General features: G+C 64.0%; 11 protein-coding genes and 1 pseudogene. 10 read left to right on the forward strand and 2 right to left on the reverse strand.

All coding sequences use genetic code 11. The features are described 5' to 3' along the window. Both MOV75_RS09025 and MOV75_RS09030 read left to right on the forward strand, forming a co-directional pair. Positions 1-542: RluA family pseudouridine synthase (locus tag MOV75_RS09025; protein WP_247005419.1), on the forward strand; the 542-nt coding region annotated here is incomplete at its 5' end. A gap of 264 nt (positions 543-806) precedes the next feature. Further along, the gene (locus MOV75_RS09030) at positions 807-1,916 is read left to right on the forward strand and encodes a DUF2336 domain-containing protein (protein ID WP_247005426.1); all 1,110 of its coding nucleotides are present in this window, start codon (positions 807-809) and stop codon (positions 1,914-1,916) included. Between the two features lie 85 nt (positions 1,917-2,001). Here MOV75_RS09030 and mtaB read toward each other — a convergent pair whose 3' ends face one another. Both mtaB and dapF read right to left on the reverse strand, forming a co-directional pair. Next, the gene (gene mtaB / locus MOV75_RS09035; protein WP_246932283.1) at positions 2,002-3,255 is read right to left on the reverse strand and encodes a tRNA (N(6)-L-threonylcarbamoyladenosine(37)-C(2))-methylthiotransferase MtaB; all 1,254 of its coding nucleotides are present in this window, start codon (positions 3,253-3,255) and stop codon (positions 2,002-2,004) included. Next, positions 3,255-4,130: a diaminopimelate epimerase gene (gene dapF, locus MOV75_RS09040; RefSeq protein ID WP_247005421.1), complete on the reverse strand. Its 876-nt coding sequence runs from the start codon at positions 4,128-4,130 to the stop codon at positions 3,255-3,257. The genes mtaB and dapF overlap by 1 nt, the downstream gene beginning before the upstream one ends. A 229-nt stretch (positions 4,131-4,359) precedes the next feature. On the opposite strand from dapF, the pseudogene MOV75_RS09045 reads away from it, so the two are divergent. The 8 genes and pseudogenes from MOV75_RS09045 to MOV75_RS09080 form a co-directional block, all read left to right on the forward strand. Next, positions 4,360-4,488: pseudogene (locus MOV75_RS09045) on the forward strand (aldehyde dehydrogenase); the annotation flags it as partial. A 159-nt stretch (positions 4,489-4,647) separates the two neighbouring features. Then, positions 4,648-5,334 carry a TetR/AcrR family transcriptional regulator gene (locus MOV75_RS09050; protein WP_246923749.1) on the forward strand — a complete coding sequence of 229 codons (687 nt, stop codon included), beginning with the start codon at positions 4,648-4,650 and terminating at the stop codon, positions 5,332-5,334. Position 5,335: 1 nt separating this feature from the next. Beyond that, positions 5,336-6,529, forward strand: a complete 1,194-nt coding sequence (locus MOV75_RS09055) for an efflux RND transporter periplasmic adaptor subunit (RefSeq protein ID WP_246923730.1) — start codon at positions 5,336-5,338, stop codon at positions 6,527-6,529. 76 nt (positions 6,530-6,605) lie between these two features. Next, positions 6,606-9,701 (forward strand): MexW/MexI family multidrug efflux RND transporter permease subunit, encoded by a 3,096-nt coding sequence (locus MOV75_RS09060; protein WP_246923752.1) that lies wholly within the window; start codon positions 6,606-6,608, stop codon positions 9,699-9,701. A gap of 148 nt (positions 9,702-9,849) precedes the next feature. Next, the gene (locus MOV75_RS09065; protein ID WP_246923734.1) at positions 9,850-12,432 is read left to right on the forward strand and encodes an ATP-binding protein; all 2,583 of its coding nucleotides are present in this window, start codon (positions 9,850-9,852) and stop codon (positions 12,430-12,432) included. After that, on the forward strand, positions 12,429-12,818 hold the full coding sequence (locus MOV75_RS09070; protein ID WP_018315558.1) for a response regulator: 390 nt from the start codon (positions 12,429-12,431) through the stop codon (positions 12,816-12,818). The genes MOV75_RS09065 and MOV75_RS09070 overlap by 4 nt, the downstream gene beginning before the upstream one ends. Continuing rightward, on the forward strand, positions 12,815-14,065 hold the full coding sequence (locus MOV75_RS09075; protein WP_246923739.1) for an adenylate/guanylate cyclase domain-containing protein: 1,251 nt from the start codon (positions 12,815-12,817) through the stop codon (positions 14,063-14,065). Before MOV75_RS09070 ends, MOV75_RS09075 begins: the two co-directional genes overlap by 4 nt. Positions 14,066-14,074: 9 nt before the next feature. Beyond that, a complete protein-coding gene (locus MOV75_RS09080; protein WP_246923744.1) occupies positions 14,075-14,821 on the forward strand; it encodes a hypothetical protein in 747 nt (248 codons plus the stop codon). The last annotated feature ends 74 nt before the right edge of the window (positions 14,822-14,895 follow it).

Below are 14,895 nucleotides of genomic sequence, written 5' to 3' on the forward strand. Positions count from 1 at the left end.
GCCTGCCGCGACCGCCGGTGCTGGCTCACCGGCTGGACAAGGACACCTCCGGCTGCCTCGTGCTCGGCCGCCATCGCAAGGCGACCGCCTCGCTCGGCCTCCTCTTCAAGCACGGCAAGATCGGCAAGACCTACTGGACCGTGGTCGAGGGCGGCCCCGCTGAGGACGAAGGGACCATCGACATGCCGCTCGGCCGGCTCAATGCCGAACGCGGCTGGTGGCAGAAGCCCGACCCCGAGGGCCAGAAGGCTATCACGAACTGGAAGGTGATGGGCCGCGGCGACGGCCTGACCTGGCTCGCCATGGAACCGGTGACCGGGCGGACTCATCAATTGCGGGTGCATTCGTCGGCGACCGGCTGGCCGATCTTCGGCGATAACATTTACGGCAACGGCCCGCGCTTCGGCGAGCCGAAGCTGCACCTGCATTCCCGCGAGATCGTGGTGCCGATCTCCCGGAACAAGGAGCCCGTCCGCGTCGTGGCGCCGGCCCCGCCGCATATGCACGAGAAGCTAAGGGCTTGCGGGTGGAAGGGGGAATAAGCGCCGCAAGTTCGGTGCACCTCTCCCGCTTGCGGGAGAGGTCGGCGCGTAGCGCCGGGTGAGGGCTCTCTCCTCTTGGGGGTTCTCGATTGCGGAAACACCCTCTCCCCAACCCTCCCCCGCAAGCGGGGGAGGGGGCGCAGCTCCGCCGCGACCGCACCTCGCTCCCAATCCCCATGGTTTACCAAACCTTCAGTGCTCGCCTCTAATGATAGCGGTTGCTTAGAACAAGCTTCTGTAACCGCTCAGGACGAGCAAGGCGTGATGTCCAAGGCCGAGCTATCGATCATCGACGAGGTCGAATCCGCGATTCGAGCAGGCTCGGCGGAAAAGGGCCTGGAAACCGCCCGGCGCGTCACCGATCTGTTCCTCTCCTCCGCCGGCAGTTTCGACGACGAGCAGATCGCGCTGTTCGACGAGGTGCTCGAGCGCCTGATCGGCACCATCGAGCTGCGCGCGCTGGCCGACATGGGTGCACGCATCGCGCTCGCCGAGATCAGCGCACAACTGGCGCCGATCGCGCAGGCGCCGCCCTCCGTGATCCGTCGCCTCGCCAGCAACGACGAGATCCGCATCGCCGGTCCCGTGCTGCAGGAATCCGCCCGCCTCGACGACGGCGAGCTGGTGAAGATCGCATCATCCAAAGGCGAGCCGCATCTGCTCGCGATGGCCGGCCGCTGGTGGCTGAAGGAGATCGTCACCGACGCTTTGCTGGCGCGCCGCTATCCCAGCGTCAGTCGCAAGCTCGCCGCCAATCCCGGCGCGCGCGTCTCCGGAAACGGATTTGCCGTCCTGGTCGGGCAAGCCGAGTCGGACCCCGAACTTGCCGTCAGCGTCGGCGTCCGCGTCGACCTGCCGTCGGAGCTGCGCCGCAGATTGCTGCAATCGGCGACCGATGCCGTGCGCGCCCGCTTGTTGTCGCGCGCGCCGCCGCATCTGTTCGAGGAAATCCAGAGTGCGATCGCGGCCATCGCCGTCGGTGTCGATCGCGAGATGTCGAGCGTCCGCGATTTCGAAGGCGCCAAGCGCGCGATTGCAATGCTCAAGGCAACCGGCCAGCTCAATGAGGCGACGTTGCTCGGCTTCGCCAGGCAACGGCGTTATGAGGAGACCGCCGCCGCCCTTGCAGCCCTGTCCGGATCGACTGTCGAAGTCATTCGCCCGCTGATGCAGAGCCTGCGCGATGACGGCCTGTTGGTGCCGTGCAAGGCGGCGCAGCTCAGCTGGGAAACCACCACCGCGGTGCTCGAAAGCCGCTTCGCGACCGGCGCGATGAAGCCGGCGGATCTCGCGCGGGCGCAAGGTCACTATGCGCACATGACGCCGGAAAATGCGCGGCGAACGCTGCGGTTCTGGCAGGTGCGGGCGTCGTAGGCTCTTCCACTCTCCCCTTGTGGGCCTGTTGCGCTACTGGCTTTTAAGGCCTCGACGGACACGGGGAGAAGGGAAGAGAAAACGGCTATGTGATCAGCCGTTCGCCATCACTGCCCGCGATTCTGAGCGGCACAACGCTTCCCACCCGCTCGCCCGCAATCGCCACCGGCAGATAGTGCTCCGTCCGCCCCAGGCTCTCGCTCTCGATCAGCACCTCGCGCGTTGCACCGATCTCGGCTTGCAGCCGCCGCTGCAATGCCGCTTCTCCCGCCGCACGCAGCCGCTTCGCGCGCTCCTTGATCAGCGCCCCCGCAACCTGCGGCATCTTTGCAGCCGGCGTGCCGGGGCGCGGCGAGTAGGGAAAGACGTGCAGGAACGTCAGGCCGCACTCTTCGACGAGATCGAGCGAGCGTGAAAACATCTCCTCGCTCTCGGTCGGGAAGCCCGCGATGATGTCGGCGCCGAAGGCGATGTCCGGGCGCAGCCGGCGCACCTGGTCGCAGAAAGCGATCGCATCCTGCCGCAAATGCCGCCGCTTCATGCGCTTCAGAATCATGTCGTCGCCGGATTGCAGCGAAAGGTGCAGATGCGGCATCAGCCGCGCATCGCCGGCGATGGCATCGAGCAGATCGTCATCCGCCTCGATCGAATCGATCGAGGAGATGCGCAGGCGCTTGAGCTCCGGCACGTGCCGCAAAATCTGCTTCGTCAACATGCCGAGTTTCGGCGCGCCGGGCAGGTCGGCACCGTAGCTGGTGAGGTCGACGCCGGTCAGCACGATCTCGGCATGACCGCGTTCGACCAGCGTCCGCACCTGCTCGACCACCGCGCCCATCGGCACCGAGCGCGAATTGCCGCGACCGTAGGGAATGATGCAGAAGGTGCAGCGATGGTCGCAGCCGTTCTGCACCTGCACGAACACGCGCGGCAGGCCGCTCGCATAGCCGTCGATGAGATGCGGCGCCATCTCCCTGATAGCCATGATGTCGCTGACGGCGATCTTCTCGCCGGCGCCGAGATCGAACGCATCGCGGGCCTCGCGCCAGGTCTGCCTGCGCATCTTGTCGTCATTGCCGACGACGCGATCGACTTCGGCCATGTCAGCGAACATGCCGCTTTGCGTCTGCGCCGCGCAGCCGGTGACGACGATGCGCGCACCGGGCCGTTCGCGCTTCAATTTGCGGATCGATTGCCGCGCCTGCGCCACCGCCTCATTGGTGACGGCGCAGCTGTTGATGACGATGGTGTCGGAAAGGCCCGCGCCCTCGGCCTCACGGCGGATCACCTCGGCCTCGAAGGCATTGAGGCGGCAGCCGAAGGTGACGATGTCGACGGCCATCAGCCAACCGGCGCGAACAGCGCCGGATCGAAGGTGTCCTCATATTCGAATGTCGCTGTGCCCGTCATCAGCACGTGGTCGTCGCGCTCGCGCCATTCGATGCCGAGCTTGCCGCCGGGCAGCGTGATCTCGACATTGCGCTCGACCCGCTTCAGGCGCGCCGCGGCGACGGCCGTGGCGCAGGCCGCCGAGCCACAGGCCTTGGTCAGGCCGGCACCGCGTTCCCAGGTGCGGATCGTGATGTGCTTGTCATCGACGATATGGGCGAGCGTGATGTTGGCGCGCTCCGGGAAGATCGGATGGTTTTCGAGCAGCGGACCGAAACGCTCGAGATCGTAGGCATGGACGTCGTCGACCCAGAAGATCGCATGCGGATTGCCCATGCTCACCACGGAGGGCGAATGCAGGATCGGATTGTCGATCGGCCCGATCTGCAATTCGATGTAGCGGGTGTCGCGGAACTCTTCCGCCAGCGGAATGTCCTGCCAGCCGAACTTCGGCGCACCCATGTCGACCGTGTAGAGATCCGGCGCGGGACCCTGCCAGGCATTGAGCAGGCCCGCTTCCGTCTCGAACGTCGCATTGGTCTGGCCGGTCTTCTCGAAGATACGCCGCACCACACAACGCATGCCGTTGCCGCAGGCGCCGGCCTCCGAGCCGTCATTGTTGTAGATGCGGATGAAGGCCTCTGTGCCGTCGAGCCGCGGCTTCTGCAGCACCATGAGCTGGTCGTAGGCCACGCCGCCGTTCGCGGACGCTACCGCGCGGGCGTCGTCCGGCGTCACCTTTGCCGCGGAATCGCGCATGTCGACAACAACGATCTCGTTGCCGATGCCGTTCATCTTGGCAAATGCGTGGTTGGCCAGCGCGCTCATGAAAATTCCCGAATTTCGCCTGCCTTATATGGCGATCCTTGCCGGCTTGGCCAGCGGTTTGCTTGGGAGCGCCGAGGAGGCCTGCCATGACGCATCTGTCATGGGACGAATTTGGCGCTCGCGTGTTAGAACGGCGCGTTCGCGCGAGCCGGGGCGCGGCCGGGCGCAAAGACGGATTTAGGCCTTGGTGGTTAAGGCCTTGGGGAGAATAAAATGTTCAGGTTTCGTCGTCTCGGCCGGGCCGCGCTTTGCCAATGTGAAAATCGACAGCGCCAGCCTGGAACGCATTTTGCCAAGCCGGGATGGGACTTACATCCTCAACCGGATCCGCGGCGAACTCGGCTTCCAGCCTATCTAGGCCGGCCTGTCGATGCCTGTGGCGCCCACGTCCTGCACGCGATCCGTGCGGACGGGGCCGATTTCCACTGAATTTACAACGCACGTAGGTTGCGGTGCAACATAGTGCTTGACTTTCTACGTGGGTGAGTGCTTACTCACCAGCATGAGCTCATTGCGTATGACGAGCGACCTGAGGCGTCAATTGATCCTCGGAGCCGCAAAGCGCTGCTTTTCCCGACATGGCTATACCGGCACCACGACGAAGAGCGTGGCGGCCGCCGCAGCCATTTCCGAGGCGCTGCTGTTCAAGCATTTCCCGTCCAAGGCCGCGCTCTACGCCGAAATCCTCAGCGACGAATGCGAGGCCGATCCGGCCTTCATGGAGCTGCTCGAGCGCGAGCCGTCGACAGCCACGCTGGTCGAGCTGATCCGCGGCATGGTCCAGCATTTCCTGCACATCGCTGATGGTCCCGATCAGGAAGAGGCGCAGCGCCTGCGACTGATGGCCACCAGCCATTTGGATGATGGCGAATTTGCCCGTTTGCTGTATGCCAAGATCGAGACGCTGATCGGGGCGATCTTCGTCTCCTCGCTCGAACGTGCCGTTGCTAGCGGTGACGCGCGGCGATGCAGCGGCGAACCGCTCAACTTGTTCTGGTTTGCGCATCACACGGTGATGACCGCAGCGCTGACCAGGCTGCCGGCTTCGCCTTGCCTCGTCTACGGCCAGGCTGAAGACCTCGAGCGGCAGCTGTGTGAGTTTCTCCTAAGAGGTATCGGACTTAACGACGCCGCAATTGCTTCGCATCTGGGCCACAATCAGGCCCCGGATGCCGGCAGGACGGCGATTGCAGAAAGTGCATGACATGAACATCGTAACCGAACACAAGATTTCGGGCGAACCGATCGACAACAAGGCTCCCAAGCGCCCGGTCAGGCCGGTGCTCTGGTTCGTCATCGTCGGCACGCTGCTCGCGGTGCTTGTTGGCGGCCTCGTCTGGTTCAACAATTTCCGCGGCCAGATGATCAAGCAGTTCTTCGCCAACAACAAGCCGCCGCCGACCGCTGTCAGCGCCGCGGAGGCGAAGTCCGAGGTGGTGCCGAACCTGCTCACAGCAGTCGGCGGCCTCGTCGCCGTGCACCAGGTCGACGTCAGCGCCGACGTCAACGGCCGCGTCACCGAGATCAAGTTCGAGCCGGGCACGCGAGTCGAGGCCGGCACGCCGCTGGTGCAGCTGTTCGACGCGCCGGAGCAGGGCGACCTTGCCAACTATAAGGCCCAGGCGACCGTCGCGCAGTTGTCGCTCGATCGCGCCAAGCAGCTCGCCGCGCGCCAATTCGGTCCGCAGGCCACCGTCGATAATGCGCAAGCCGCCTACGACCAAGCCTTGGCCGGCATCGCCAAGACCGAAGCGTTGATCTCGCAGAAGCTGGTCCGTGCGCCGTTCTCCGGCGATCTCGGCGTCCGCAAGGTCGAGGTCGGCCAGTATCTGACAGCCGGTACGGCCATCGTCTCGCTGACCGATCTGTCGCAGCTGTGGGCCAACTTCACGGTGACAGAAAAGGATTCAGGCAACCTCAAGGTCGGGCAGACTGTCCGGCTCAAGGTCGACGCCTATCCGGGCCGCACCTTCGAAGGCAAGATCACCACGATCGAGCCGCAGATCGCGACCGACACCCGCAACATCCGCGTGCAGGCGACGGTCGCCAATCCGGAGAAGATCCTGAAGCCCGGCATGTTCGTGACCACGACGGTGGTGCTGCCGGACAAGCCGCCGGTGATCACCGTTCCGGAGACGGCGGTCGACTACACGCTGTACGGCGACTCGGTGTTCGTGATCACCGAGAAGAAGGAAGAGGATGGCAAGACCACCCTCTCCGCGGTGCGCACCTTCGTGCAGACCGGCAACCGGGTCGACGGCCGTGCTGAAATCGTCAAGGGCCTGAAGCCTGGCGACAAGGTCGTTGCCGTCGGCCAGCTAAAGCTGCAATCGGGCTCGGCGGTGTCGATTTCGACCGACCCGGCGCCGCCGATTCCCGCGCAACCGCCGCGATACTGACATCGTACACGTCGCAGCATGATCCGGCACGGCCGGGTCATGCGCTTTGCAAGTCAACGAAATCGAGATCGCTGCGATGCGCTTTACTGATATTTTCATCAAACGCCCGGTCCTGTCGATCGTCGTCAGCCTGCTGATCCTGCTGATCGGCCTGCGCGCGGCGACGACGCTGCCGATCCGGCAATATCCAAAACTGTCGAACACGGTCATCAACATCACGACCGTCTATCCCGGTGCGTCCGCCGACCTGATCCAGGGCTTCATCACCACGCCGATCGAGCAGGCGGTCGCCTCCGCCGAAGGCGTCGATTACATGACCTCGTCCTCGGTGCTCGGCACCTCGACGATCCAGGTCTACATCAAGCTGAACTTCGATCCGAACCAGGCGCTCACCGAGGTGCTGGCCAAGACGAACTCGGTCAAATATCTGATCCCGAAGGAATCCAACGACCCGATCGTCACCAAGACCACGGGCCAGACCACGGCCGTGATGTATCTCGGCTTCTCGTCCGAAGAGCTGTCGGGCTCTGCGATCTCCGATTATCTGACGCGCGTGGTGCAGCCGGTGCTGTCGACCGTCGACGGCGTGGCCTCCGCGGACATCCTCGGCGCCCAGAATTTTGCGATGCGGCTTTGGCTCGATCCGGTGAAGATGGCAGGCCGCAATGTGTCGCCGGCCGATGTCGCCGCGGCGATCGCGGCCAACAACTTCCAGTCCGCGGCGGGCCAGACCAAGGGCTATTTGATCGTCTCGAACGTCTCGACGAACACGGGCCTTACTGACGTCAATCAGTTCAAGAAGATGATCGTCAAGGCCAAGGACGGTGGCTTTGTGCGGATGGAGGACATCGCATCCGTCGAGCTTGCCGCCCAGAGTACCGATGCGAGCGTGGCCTTCAATGGCGAGCATGCGATCTTCATCGGCGTTCAGGCGACCCCGCAAGGCAACCCGCTCACCCTCGTGAAGGGCGTGCGCGCGCTATTTCCCGAGCTCGAGCGCAACCTGCCGCCGTCGATGAAGATGAAGGTCGCCTACGATTCGACCAAGTTCATCCAATCCTCGATCGATGAGGTCGAGAAGACGCTGGGCGAAGCCATCATCATCGTCATCGTGGTGATCTTCCTGTTCCTGGCGTCGTTCCGCTCAGTCATCATTCCAGTTGTCACGATTCCGCTGTCGATGATCGGCGTCTGCACGCTGATGCTCATGCTCGGCTTCAGCTTCAACCTGCTGACGCTGCTGGCCATGGTGCTCGCGATCGGACTTGTGGTCGACGACGCCATCGTGGTGGTGGAGAACATTCACCGCCATCTGGAGGAGGGCAAGACACCGGTGCAAGCGTCGCTGGAAGGCGCGCGCGAAATCGTTGGTCCCGTTATCTCGATGACGATCACGCTCGCCGCCGTGTATGCTCCGATCGGCTTCCTCGGCGGCCTCACCGGCTCACTGTTCCGCGAATTCGCCTTCACCCTTGCGGGCTCAGTGATCGTGTCCGGCGTCATCGCGCTGACGCTGTCGCCGATGATGTGCTCGGTGCTCTTGAAGAACACCGAAGAGGGCCGTTTTGCCAAGCTCGTGAACGGCGTGTTCGGCGCGTTGACCCGTTGGTACGGACGCCGGCTCGACCGCTCGCTGGACTACAAGGCAATCACCGGCCTGTTCGCCGTTACGATCCTGGGACTGGTCGGCTTCCTCTATATGCACACCTCAAAGGAGCTGGCGCCCGAGGAGGACCAGGGCATCGTGTTCGCGGTGACCAAGGCGCCGAAATACGCCAACATCGATTATGTCGATTTCTACGGCGATAAGCTCGACAAGGTATTCGCGAATTTTCCTGAGGCCGATCTGCGCTTCGTGCTCAACGGCATCAACGGCCCACAGGGCGGCATCGCGGGCCAGTTGCTCAAGCCCTGGGATGAGCGCAAGCGATCTTCGATTCAACTGAAGCCGCTGGTGCAGGCCGAGCTCTCCAAGATTGAAGGCGTCCAGGCCTTCGCGTTCAACCTGCCGCCGCTGCCCGGCGGGCCGGGCGGTCTGCCGGTGCAGATGGTCATCAACTCGACCGCGGGCTTCCAGGCTGTCTACGAGCAGATGGAGAAGCTGAAGGACGCCGCACGCAAGAGCGGCATGTTCATCGTGTCCGACAGTGACCTCGCCTATAACCAGCCGACCGTGACAGTGAAGGTCGACCGTACCAAGGCCCAGGATCTCGGCGTCAACATGCAGAACGTCGGCAGCGCGCTGGCCGTGCTGCTGGGTGGCAACTACGTCAATCGCTTCAACCTCGAGGGCCGTTCCTACCAGGTCATTCCGCAAGTGCCGCGCGGCCAGCGGCTTTCGCCGGAATCGCTCGGCGGCTACTATGTGACGACCAACACCGGTCAGCAGCTTCCGTTGTCGACGGTGGTGTCGATCGACACCAGGACCGACCCGAATTCGCTGACGCACTATAACCAGCTCAATTCGGCAACATTCTCGGCCGTGCCGATGCCCGGCGTGACCGTGGGTGCTGCGGTCGACTTCCTCGAAGGCGAGGCCAAGAAACTGCCGCAAGGCTTCAGTCACGACTATCTAGCCGATAGCAGGCAGTACGTGCAGGAAGGTAATCAGCTCGCGATTACCTTCGGTTTCGCGCTGATCATCATCTTCCTGGTGCTGGCGGCGCAGTTCGAGAGCTTGCGTGACCCGCTGGTGATCATGATCTCGGTGCCGATGGCGATCGTCGGCGCGCTGATCCCGCTGTTCTTCGGCGTCGCGACCATGAACATCTACACCCAGGTCGGTCTGCTCACTCTGGTCGGCCTGATCACCAAGCACGGCATCCTGATGGTGGAGTTCGCCAACGAGCTCCAGGTCAATGAGCGGCTCGACCGCCGCTCGGCCATCGAGATGTCGGCTCGCATCCGCCTGCGGCCAATCCTGATGACGACGGCCGCCATGGTGACCGGCCTGATCCCGCTCTTGACTGCGACCGGCGCGGGCGCGGCCAGCCGCTTCTCGATTGGTCTGGTCGTGGTCGCCGGCATGTCGATCGGTACCCTGTTCACGCTGTTCGTGCTGCCGGCGGTGTACGTGGTGCTGGCGACCGACCACCGCGCGGCGGCCGATTCCGAGCGAAACAAGCAGATCAACGAGCTCGATCTCGGCGCCGAGGCCCTGCGGCCGACCTGAGACGGCTCGCACGCGAACCAGAGGGTGGCAGCGGCTAAACCGTTGCCGCCCTTTTCTTGCCGCCGCGTCGGCCGTTCTGCGCCGCAGCCGCGGGGCCTTCTCGCGCCTGCGAAAGACAAGGCCCGGTCTTCTTGCTAGGTTCCGCGGGATGAGCCTTTCCCTCCATCCCGACGCCCCGCAAGCCGGGACTCTGCCGAGCGCGGCTCCGGCTGGCGCCGTCTCCGGCGCGGCCGCGGGACGGGGAATTAGGACGCGGCTTTTCACCAAATATGTTGCGCTGTTCGTGGCCGTCGTCGCCATCGCGCTGCTGGCCAACGGCCTGTTCGAGGTTTTCTTCTATTATCGCGAGCACAAGGCTTCGCTGATCCGGGTCCAACATGAGCAGGCCGAGGCCGCCGCGGCCAAGATCGGCCAGTTCGTCAAGGAGATCGAAAGCCAGCTCGGCTGGACCACGCAACTGCCGTGGTCGGCGGGCTCGATCGAGCAGCGCCGATTCGACGCGCTGCGGCTGCTGCGCCAGGTGCCTGCCATCACCGAGCTTGCCCAGGTGGATTCGACCGGCAAGGAACGCTTGCGGGTCTCGCGCCTGGCGATGGACTCTCTCGAGAGCGGGATCGACCTGTCCAGCGATCCGAAGTTCACCGAGGCGGTCGCGCACAAGGTTTATTACGGGCCGGTCTATTTCCGCCGGGAGTCCGAACCCTACATGACGCTAGCGCTGGCCGGCGCGCGCAAGGACGCAGGGGTCAGTATCGCCGAGGTCAACCTCAAGCTGATCTGGGACGTCGTGTCCCAGATCAAGGTCGGCGAGCATGGACATGCCTATGTGGTGGGGCCGGAGGGGCGCCTGATCGCGCATCCCGACATCAGTCTGGTCCTGCGCAATACCGACATGTCCAGGCTCGAGCAGGTGCGCGGCGCCCAGGCCGGTGGCGGCACCATGCCGGGGGCTTTGCAGGAGGCGACCAACATCCAGGGGCAGAAGGTTCTGACCGCCTCGGCCCCCATCGCGCCGCTCGGCTGGATCATGTTCGTGGAATTGCCGGTCGAGGAAGCCTACGCTTCGCTCTACGCCTCGCTGCAGCGGCTTGCGATCGTGCTGCTCGCGGCATCTATTTTCGCGGTGCTCGCCGGGATTTTCCTGGCGCGCCGCATGGTCGGGCCGATCCAGGCGCTGCGCAGCGGCGCCGAAAGGATCGGCGGTGGCGACTTCTCGCAGCGCATTTCGATCCGGACTGGCGATGAACTCGAAGGGCTTGCTGACCAGTTCAACGACATGGGCGCGCGCTTGCAGGAATCCTATGCGGACCTGGAAAAGAAAGTCGAGCAGCGGACGGCGGAATTGAGCGAATCCTTGCAGCAGCAGACGGCGACCGCCGATGTGCTGAAAGTCATCAGCCGTTCGGCGTTCGACCTGCAAACCGTGCTGAACACGCTTGTTGGCTCGGCAGCCCGGTTGTGCGACGCGGATGAGGGGACGATCTTTCGGCCCAGCGATGGCGTTTTCTATTTGGCGGCGAGCTGCGGGCTCGACGCGGAGCAGGAAAACAAGCTTCGGACATTCGCGTCTATGCCGGAACGGGGAAGCGTGGTCGGCCGTACACTGCTCGATGCCAAGACGGTTCATGTCCCGGATGTGCAGGCCGACCCGGAATTTGCGCCCTCGTCCGCTCGAAGGCGCTCCAACGTACGTACGATGCTGGGCGTGCCCCTGTTGCGAGAGGGAGCACCGATCGGGGTGTTCGTCCTGACGCGACACGAGGTGCGGCCGTTCAGTGCAAAGCAAATCGAGCTCGCCACCACTTTTGCCGATCAGGCCCTGATTGCGATCGAGAATGTCCGGTTGTTTGAGGAGGTCCAGGAGCGCACCAGAGAGCTGTCGCAATCGCTCGACGAGTTGCGCACCGCCCAGGATCGCCTGGTCCAGACCGAGAAGCTGGCTTCGCTCGGCCAACTCACCGCCGGCATCGCCCACGAGATCAAGAACCCACTTAACTTCGTGAACAATTTCTCGGCGGTCTCGACCGAGCTGATCGACGAGCTCAACGAGACCCTGCAATCGGCCGCGCTCGACGACAAGACCAGGCAGGAGGTCGACGAGCTGACCGGCATGCTCAGAAGCAACCTCGAGAAGGTCGTGCAGCATGGCAAGCGTGCCGATTCCATCGTCAGGAACATGCTGCTGCATTCGCGCGAGGGCTCCGGCGAGCATCGCGCCGTCGACATCAATGCGGTCGTGGAGGAGAGCCTTAATCTCGCCTATCACGGAGCGCGCGCGGAACGGCCGTCCTTCAACGTCACGCTCCAGCGCGAGTTGGATCCCGCCGCCGGCATGGTCGACATCTATCCGCAGGAGATCACGCGCGTCTTGCTCAACCTGATCTCCAACGGATTCTATGCCACCGCCAAGCGTCGGGAGAGCGCGGGTGAGGCCTTCGAGCCCACCTTGAGCGCGGCAACCAAGGATCTCGGCGGCAGGGTCGAAATCCGGATTCGCGACAATGGCACGGGGATTCCACCCGAGGTGAGGGAGAGGATGTTCAACCCCTTCTTCACCACCAAGCCGGTCGGCGAGGGCACCGGGCTCGGCTTGTCCATGAGCCATGATATCGTCGTGAAGCAGCACGGCGGCACCATCGACGTGAACACCGCACAAGGTGTATTTACCGAATTCATCATCACCCTGCCGCGCACGATGGCGGCGGGCGGCACTTCCGGAGGCAAGTCGTGAACGTTTACATCCTGGTCGTCGACGACGAGCCCGACGTCGAGGCGCTTTTCCGGCAGCAGTTCCGACGCGAGTTGCGCGCCGGCCGCTTCCAGATGGAGTTCGCCTCCTCTGCGCCCGATGCACTCAAGCGCGCCGCGGAGGTCCGCGATCCCTCGTTGATCCTGATCCTGTCCGACATCAACATGCCCGGCATGAGCGGGCTCGACATGCTGCCGAAGGTGCGTGCCGCGCATCCGGACGTTCCCGTCATCATGATCACGGCCTATGGCGATGCCGAGACGCGACGCAAGGCGATCGAGCGCGGCGCCGTCGGGCTCCTTACCAAGCCGATCGACTTTGCGCTGCTGCGGCAGGAGATCGATACGAGGCTCGAGCAAGCCGCATGACTGCGACCATCCTCTTCGTCGACGACGAGCCGGATCTCGAGGCGCTGATCCTGCAAAAGTTCCGCAGGCAGATTCGCGACGGACAGATCGATATCATGTTCGCCCGCGACGGCCTCGATGCGCTGGCCTCGCTCGAGCAGAATCCGCACGTCGATATGGTGGTCTCCGATATCAACATGCCCAGGATGGACGGCCTGTCGCTGCTCGCGAAACTCCAGGAGGCCGAGGACAAGAAGTCGACCATCATCGTCTCCGCCTATGGTGACATGAGCAACATCCGCACCGCCATGAATCGCGGCGCTTTCGATTTCCTGACCAAGCCGATCGACTTCGCCGATCTGGAAGCCACGATCGAGAAGACCATCCGCCATGTGGAGATGCTGCGCGACGTGCGGCGGCGCCAGATGGAAGCCGAGCGCGCCCATGCTGCGTTATCGCGTCATTTCTCGCCCGAGGTTGCCAAGCGTCTGGCCGCCAGCGGCGACGGCGAGGGGATCGAAGTGCAGTGGCGCGATATAGCCACCATCTTCACCGATATTACCGGCTTCACCTCGTTGGTGGAAAGCGCGCCGCCCGAGACGTTGGGCAAGCTGCTCAACGAGTATGTCGGCGGCATGACCGAGATCGTCTTTGAACATGAGGGCACGGTCGCAAAGATCATCGGCGATGCGATCCAGGTGCTCTTCAATGCGCCCGGCGATCAGCCGGATTACGCCACGCGCGCCGTCGCCTGCGCCCATGAGCTCGATGCCTGGGCGCAGGATTTTCGCGCGCGCCAGAGCGCCATGGGCGTCACCTTCGGTGCCACCCGCATCGGCATCCACGCCGGCCCGGCGCTGGTTGGCAATTTCGGCGGCAACCGCTTCTTCGACTACACCGCATATGGCGACTCCATCAACATCGCGGCGCGGCTGGAGGCCGCCAACAAGCATCTGGGCACCCGCATTTGCGTCAGCGGCAGCGTCGCCGAGGCGGCCGACAGTTTTAAAGGCCGCGCCGTCGGGGAGCTGATGCTACGCGGACGCAGCGAGCCCCTGCGCGCGTTCGAGCCGCTGCCACAAGCCAAATTCGAAGCCCCGGAAACGGCGCTGTATTCGGAGGCTTTCGCCAAGATGGAGGCCGGCGATGCCGCGGCCATGCCGGCCTTTGCCGCGCTGGTCGGCATGTACGCCGACGATTCTCTGGCCGGCTTTCACCTGAAGCGCCTGCTCAACGGCGCCAAAGGCATTCGCATGCAGCTTGAATAGGAGTTCGCCATGGTTCGTGAGTTCTCTGCCGGCAATTACCGCTTCATTCCGTCCGTGTTTCAATATTCAGCGGGTGTTGCCGCGAACGACGGCTACGAGATCGAGCGTGTCCGCTTCGACCGACTGGTGCCGCTTGCGGAAGGGTTTGCGCTGGCTGCAAAAATCATTCAGGAGGCAGGTCGTCCGCTGACGGCGTTCTGCGCCTGCGAGCTGCGTTCGCCCGCGGCCTTCAGCGAAGAGGGCTTTCGCGCGTTCAACCTGCACTATGTGAAGACCCTGTCCGAATGGGGCATCTTCGACGGCACCACCAATCCGGTGGCGCGCAGCAATGTCTGTCCTGAGATCGACCCGCCGTCCGAGCCGTCGTTCTACGCGTTCTCCTTCACGCGCCCGACCCGCGCGACAACGCCGAGCTTCGTGATCGCGGGTGGCGCCGAGGCGCGCGAAGGCAGCGGGACCTATGTCGAGCGCACCGTGCGCTACCGCGATCTCAGCCCGGAGGGGTTGAGGGAGAAGGTACGCTTCACGACGACCTCGCAGATGGAAAACCGGATGGCAGCCTTCGGCTTCGGCTGGAACGACACGACCGCGGTGCAGGCCTATTCCGTGCACGACTTCCACCACGCGCTCGCCGACGAACTGGTGCGCCGCGGCGCGCTGCGCTCCGGCCTGACCTGGCATTTCGCCCGGCCGCCTGTGGTCGATCTCGAATACGAGATGGATTGCCGCCGCGTGATGCGGGAAGTGGTGATCTGATCGGCCTTATCAGCGCCCCGCGGCGTAACCCTGCATGCCGCGCGGATTGGCGGCGGCGCGGCGGCGCCGACCCA

The sequence above is a fragment of the Bradyrhizobium sp. PRIMUS42 genome (assembly GCF_023006515.1).
Taxonomy (GTDB): domain Bacteria; phylum Pseudomonadota; class Alphaproteobacteria; order Rhizobiales; family Xanthobacteraceae; genus Bradyrhizobium.

Coding starts and splice junctions, on each gene's coding strand:
- MOV75_RS09050 (WP_246923749.1), top strand. CDS start 4,648: ATGACGAGCGACCTGAGGCGTCAATTGATCCTCGGAGCCGCAAAGCGC.
- MOV75_RS09065 (WP_246923734.1), top strand. CDS start 9,850: ATGAGCCTTTCCCTCCATCCCGACGCCCCGCAAGCCGGGACTCTGCCG.
- MOV75_RS09060 (WP_246923752.1), top strand. CDS start 6,606: ATGCGCTTTACTGATATTTTCATCAAACGCCCGGTCCTGTCGATCGTC.
- MOV75_RS09030 (WP_247005426.1), top strand. CDS start 807: ATGTCCAAGGCCGAGCTATCGATCATCGACGAGGTCGAATCCGCGATT.
- mtaB (WP_246932283.1), bottom strand. CDS start 3,255: ATGGCCGTCGACATCGTCACCTTCGGCTGCCGCCTCAATGCCTTCGAG.
- MOV75_RS09055 (WP_246923730.1), top strand. CDS start 5,336: ATGAACATCGTAACCGAACACAAGATTTCGGGCGAACCGATCGACAAC.
- dapF (WP_247005421.1), bottom strand. CDS start 4,130: ATGAGCGCGCTGGCCAACCACGCATTTGCCAAGATGAACGGCATCGGC.
- MOV75_RS09080 (WP_246923744.1), top strand. CDS start 14,075: ATGGTTCGTGAGTTCTCTGCCGGCAATTACCGCTTCATTCCGTCCGTG.
- MOV75_RS09075 (WP_246923739.1), top strand. CDS start 12,815: ATGACTGCGACCATCCTCTTCGTCGACGACGAGCCGGATCTCGAGGCG.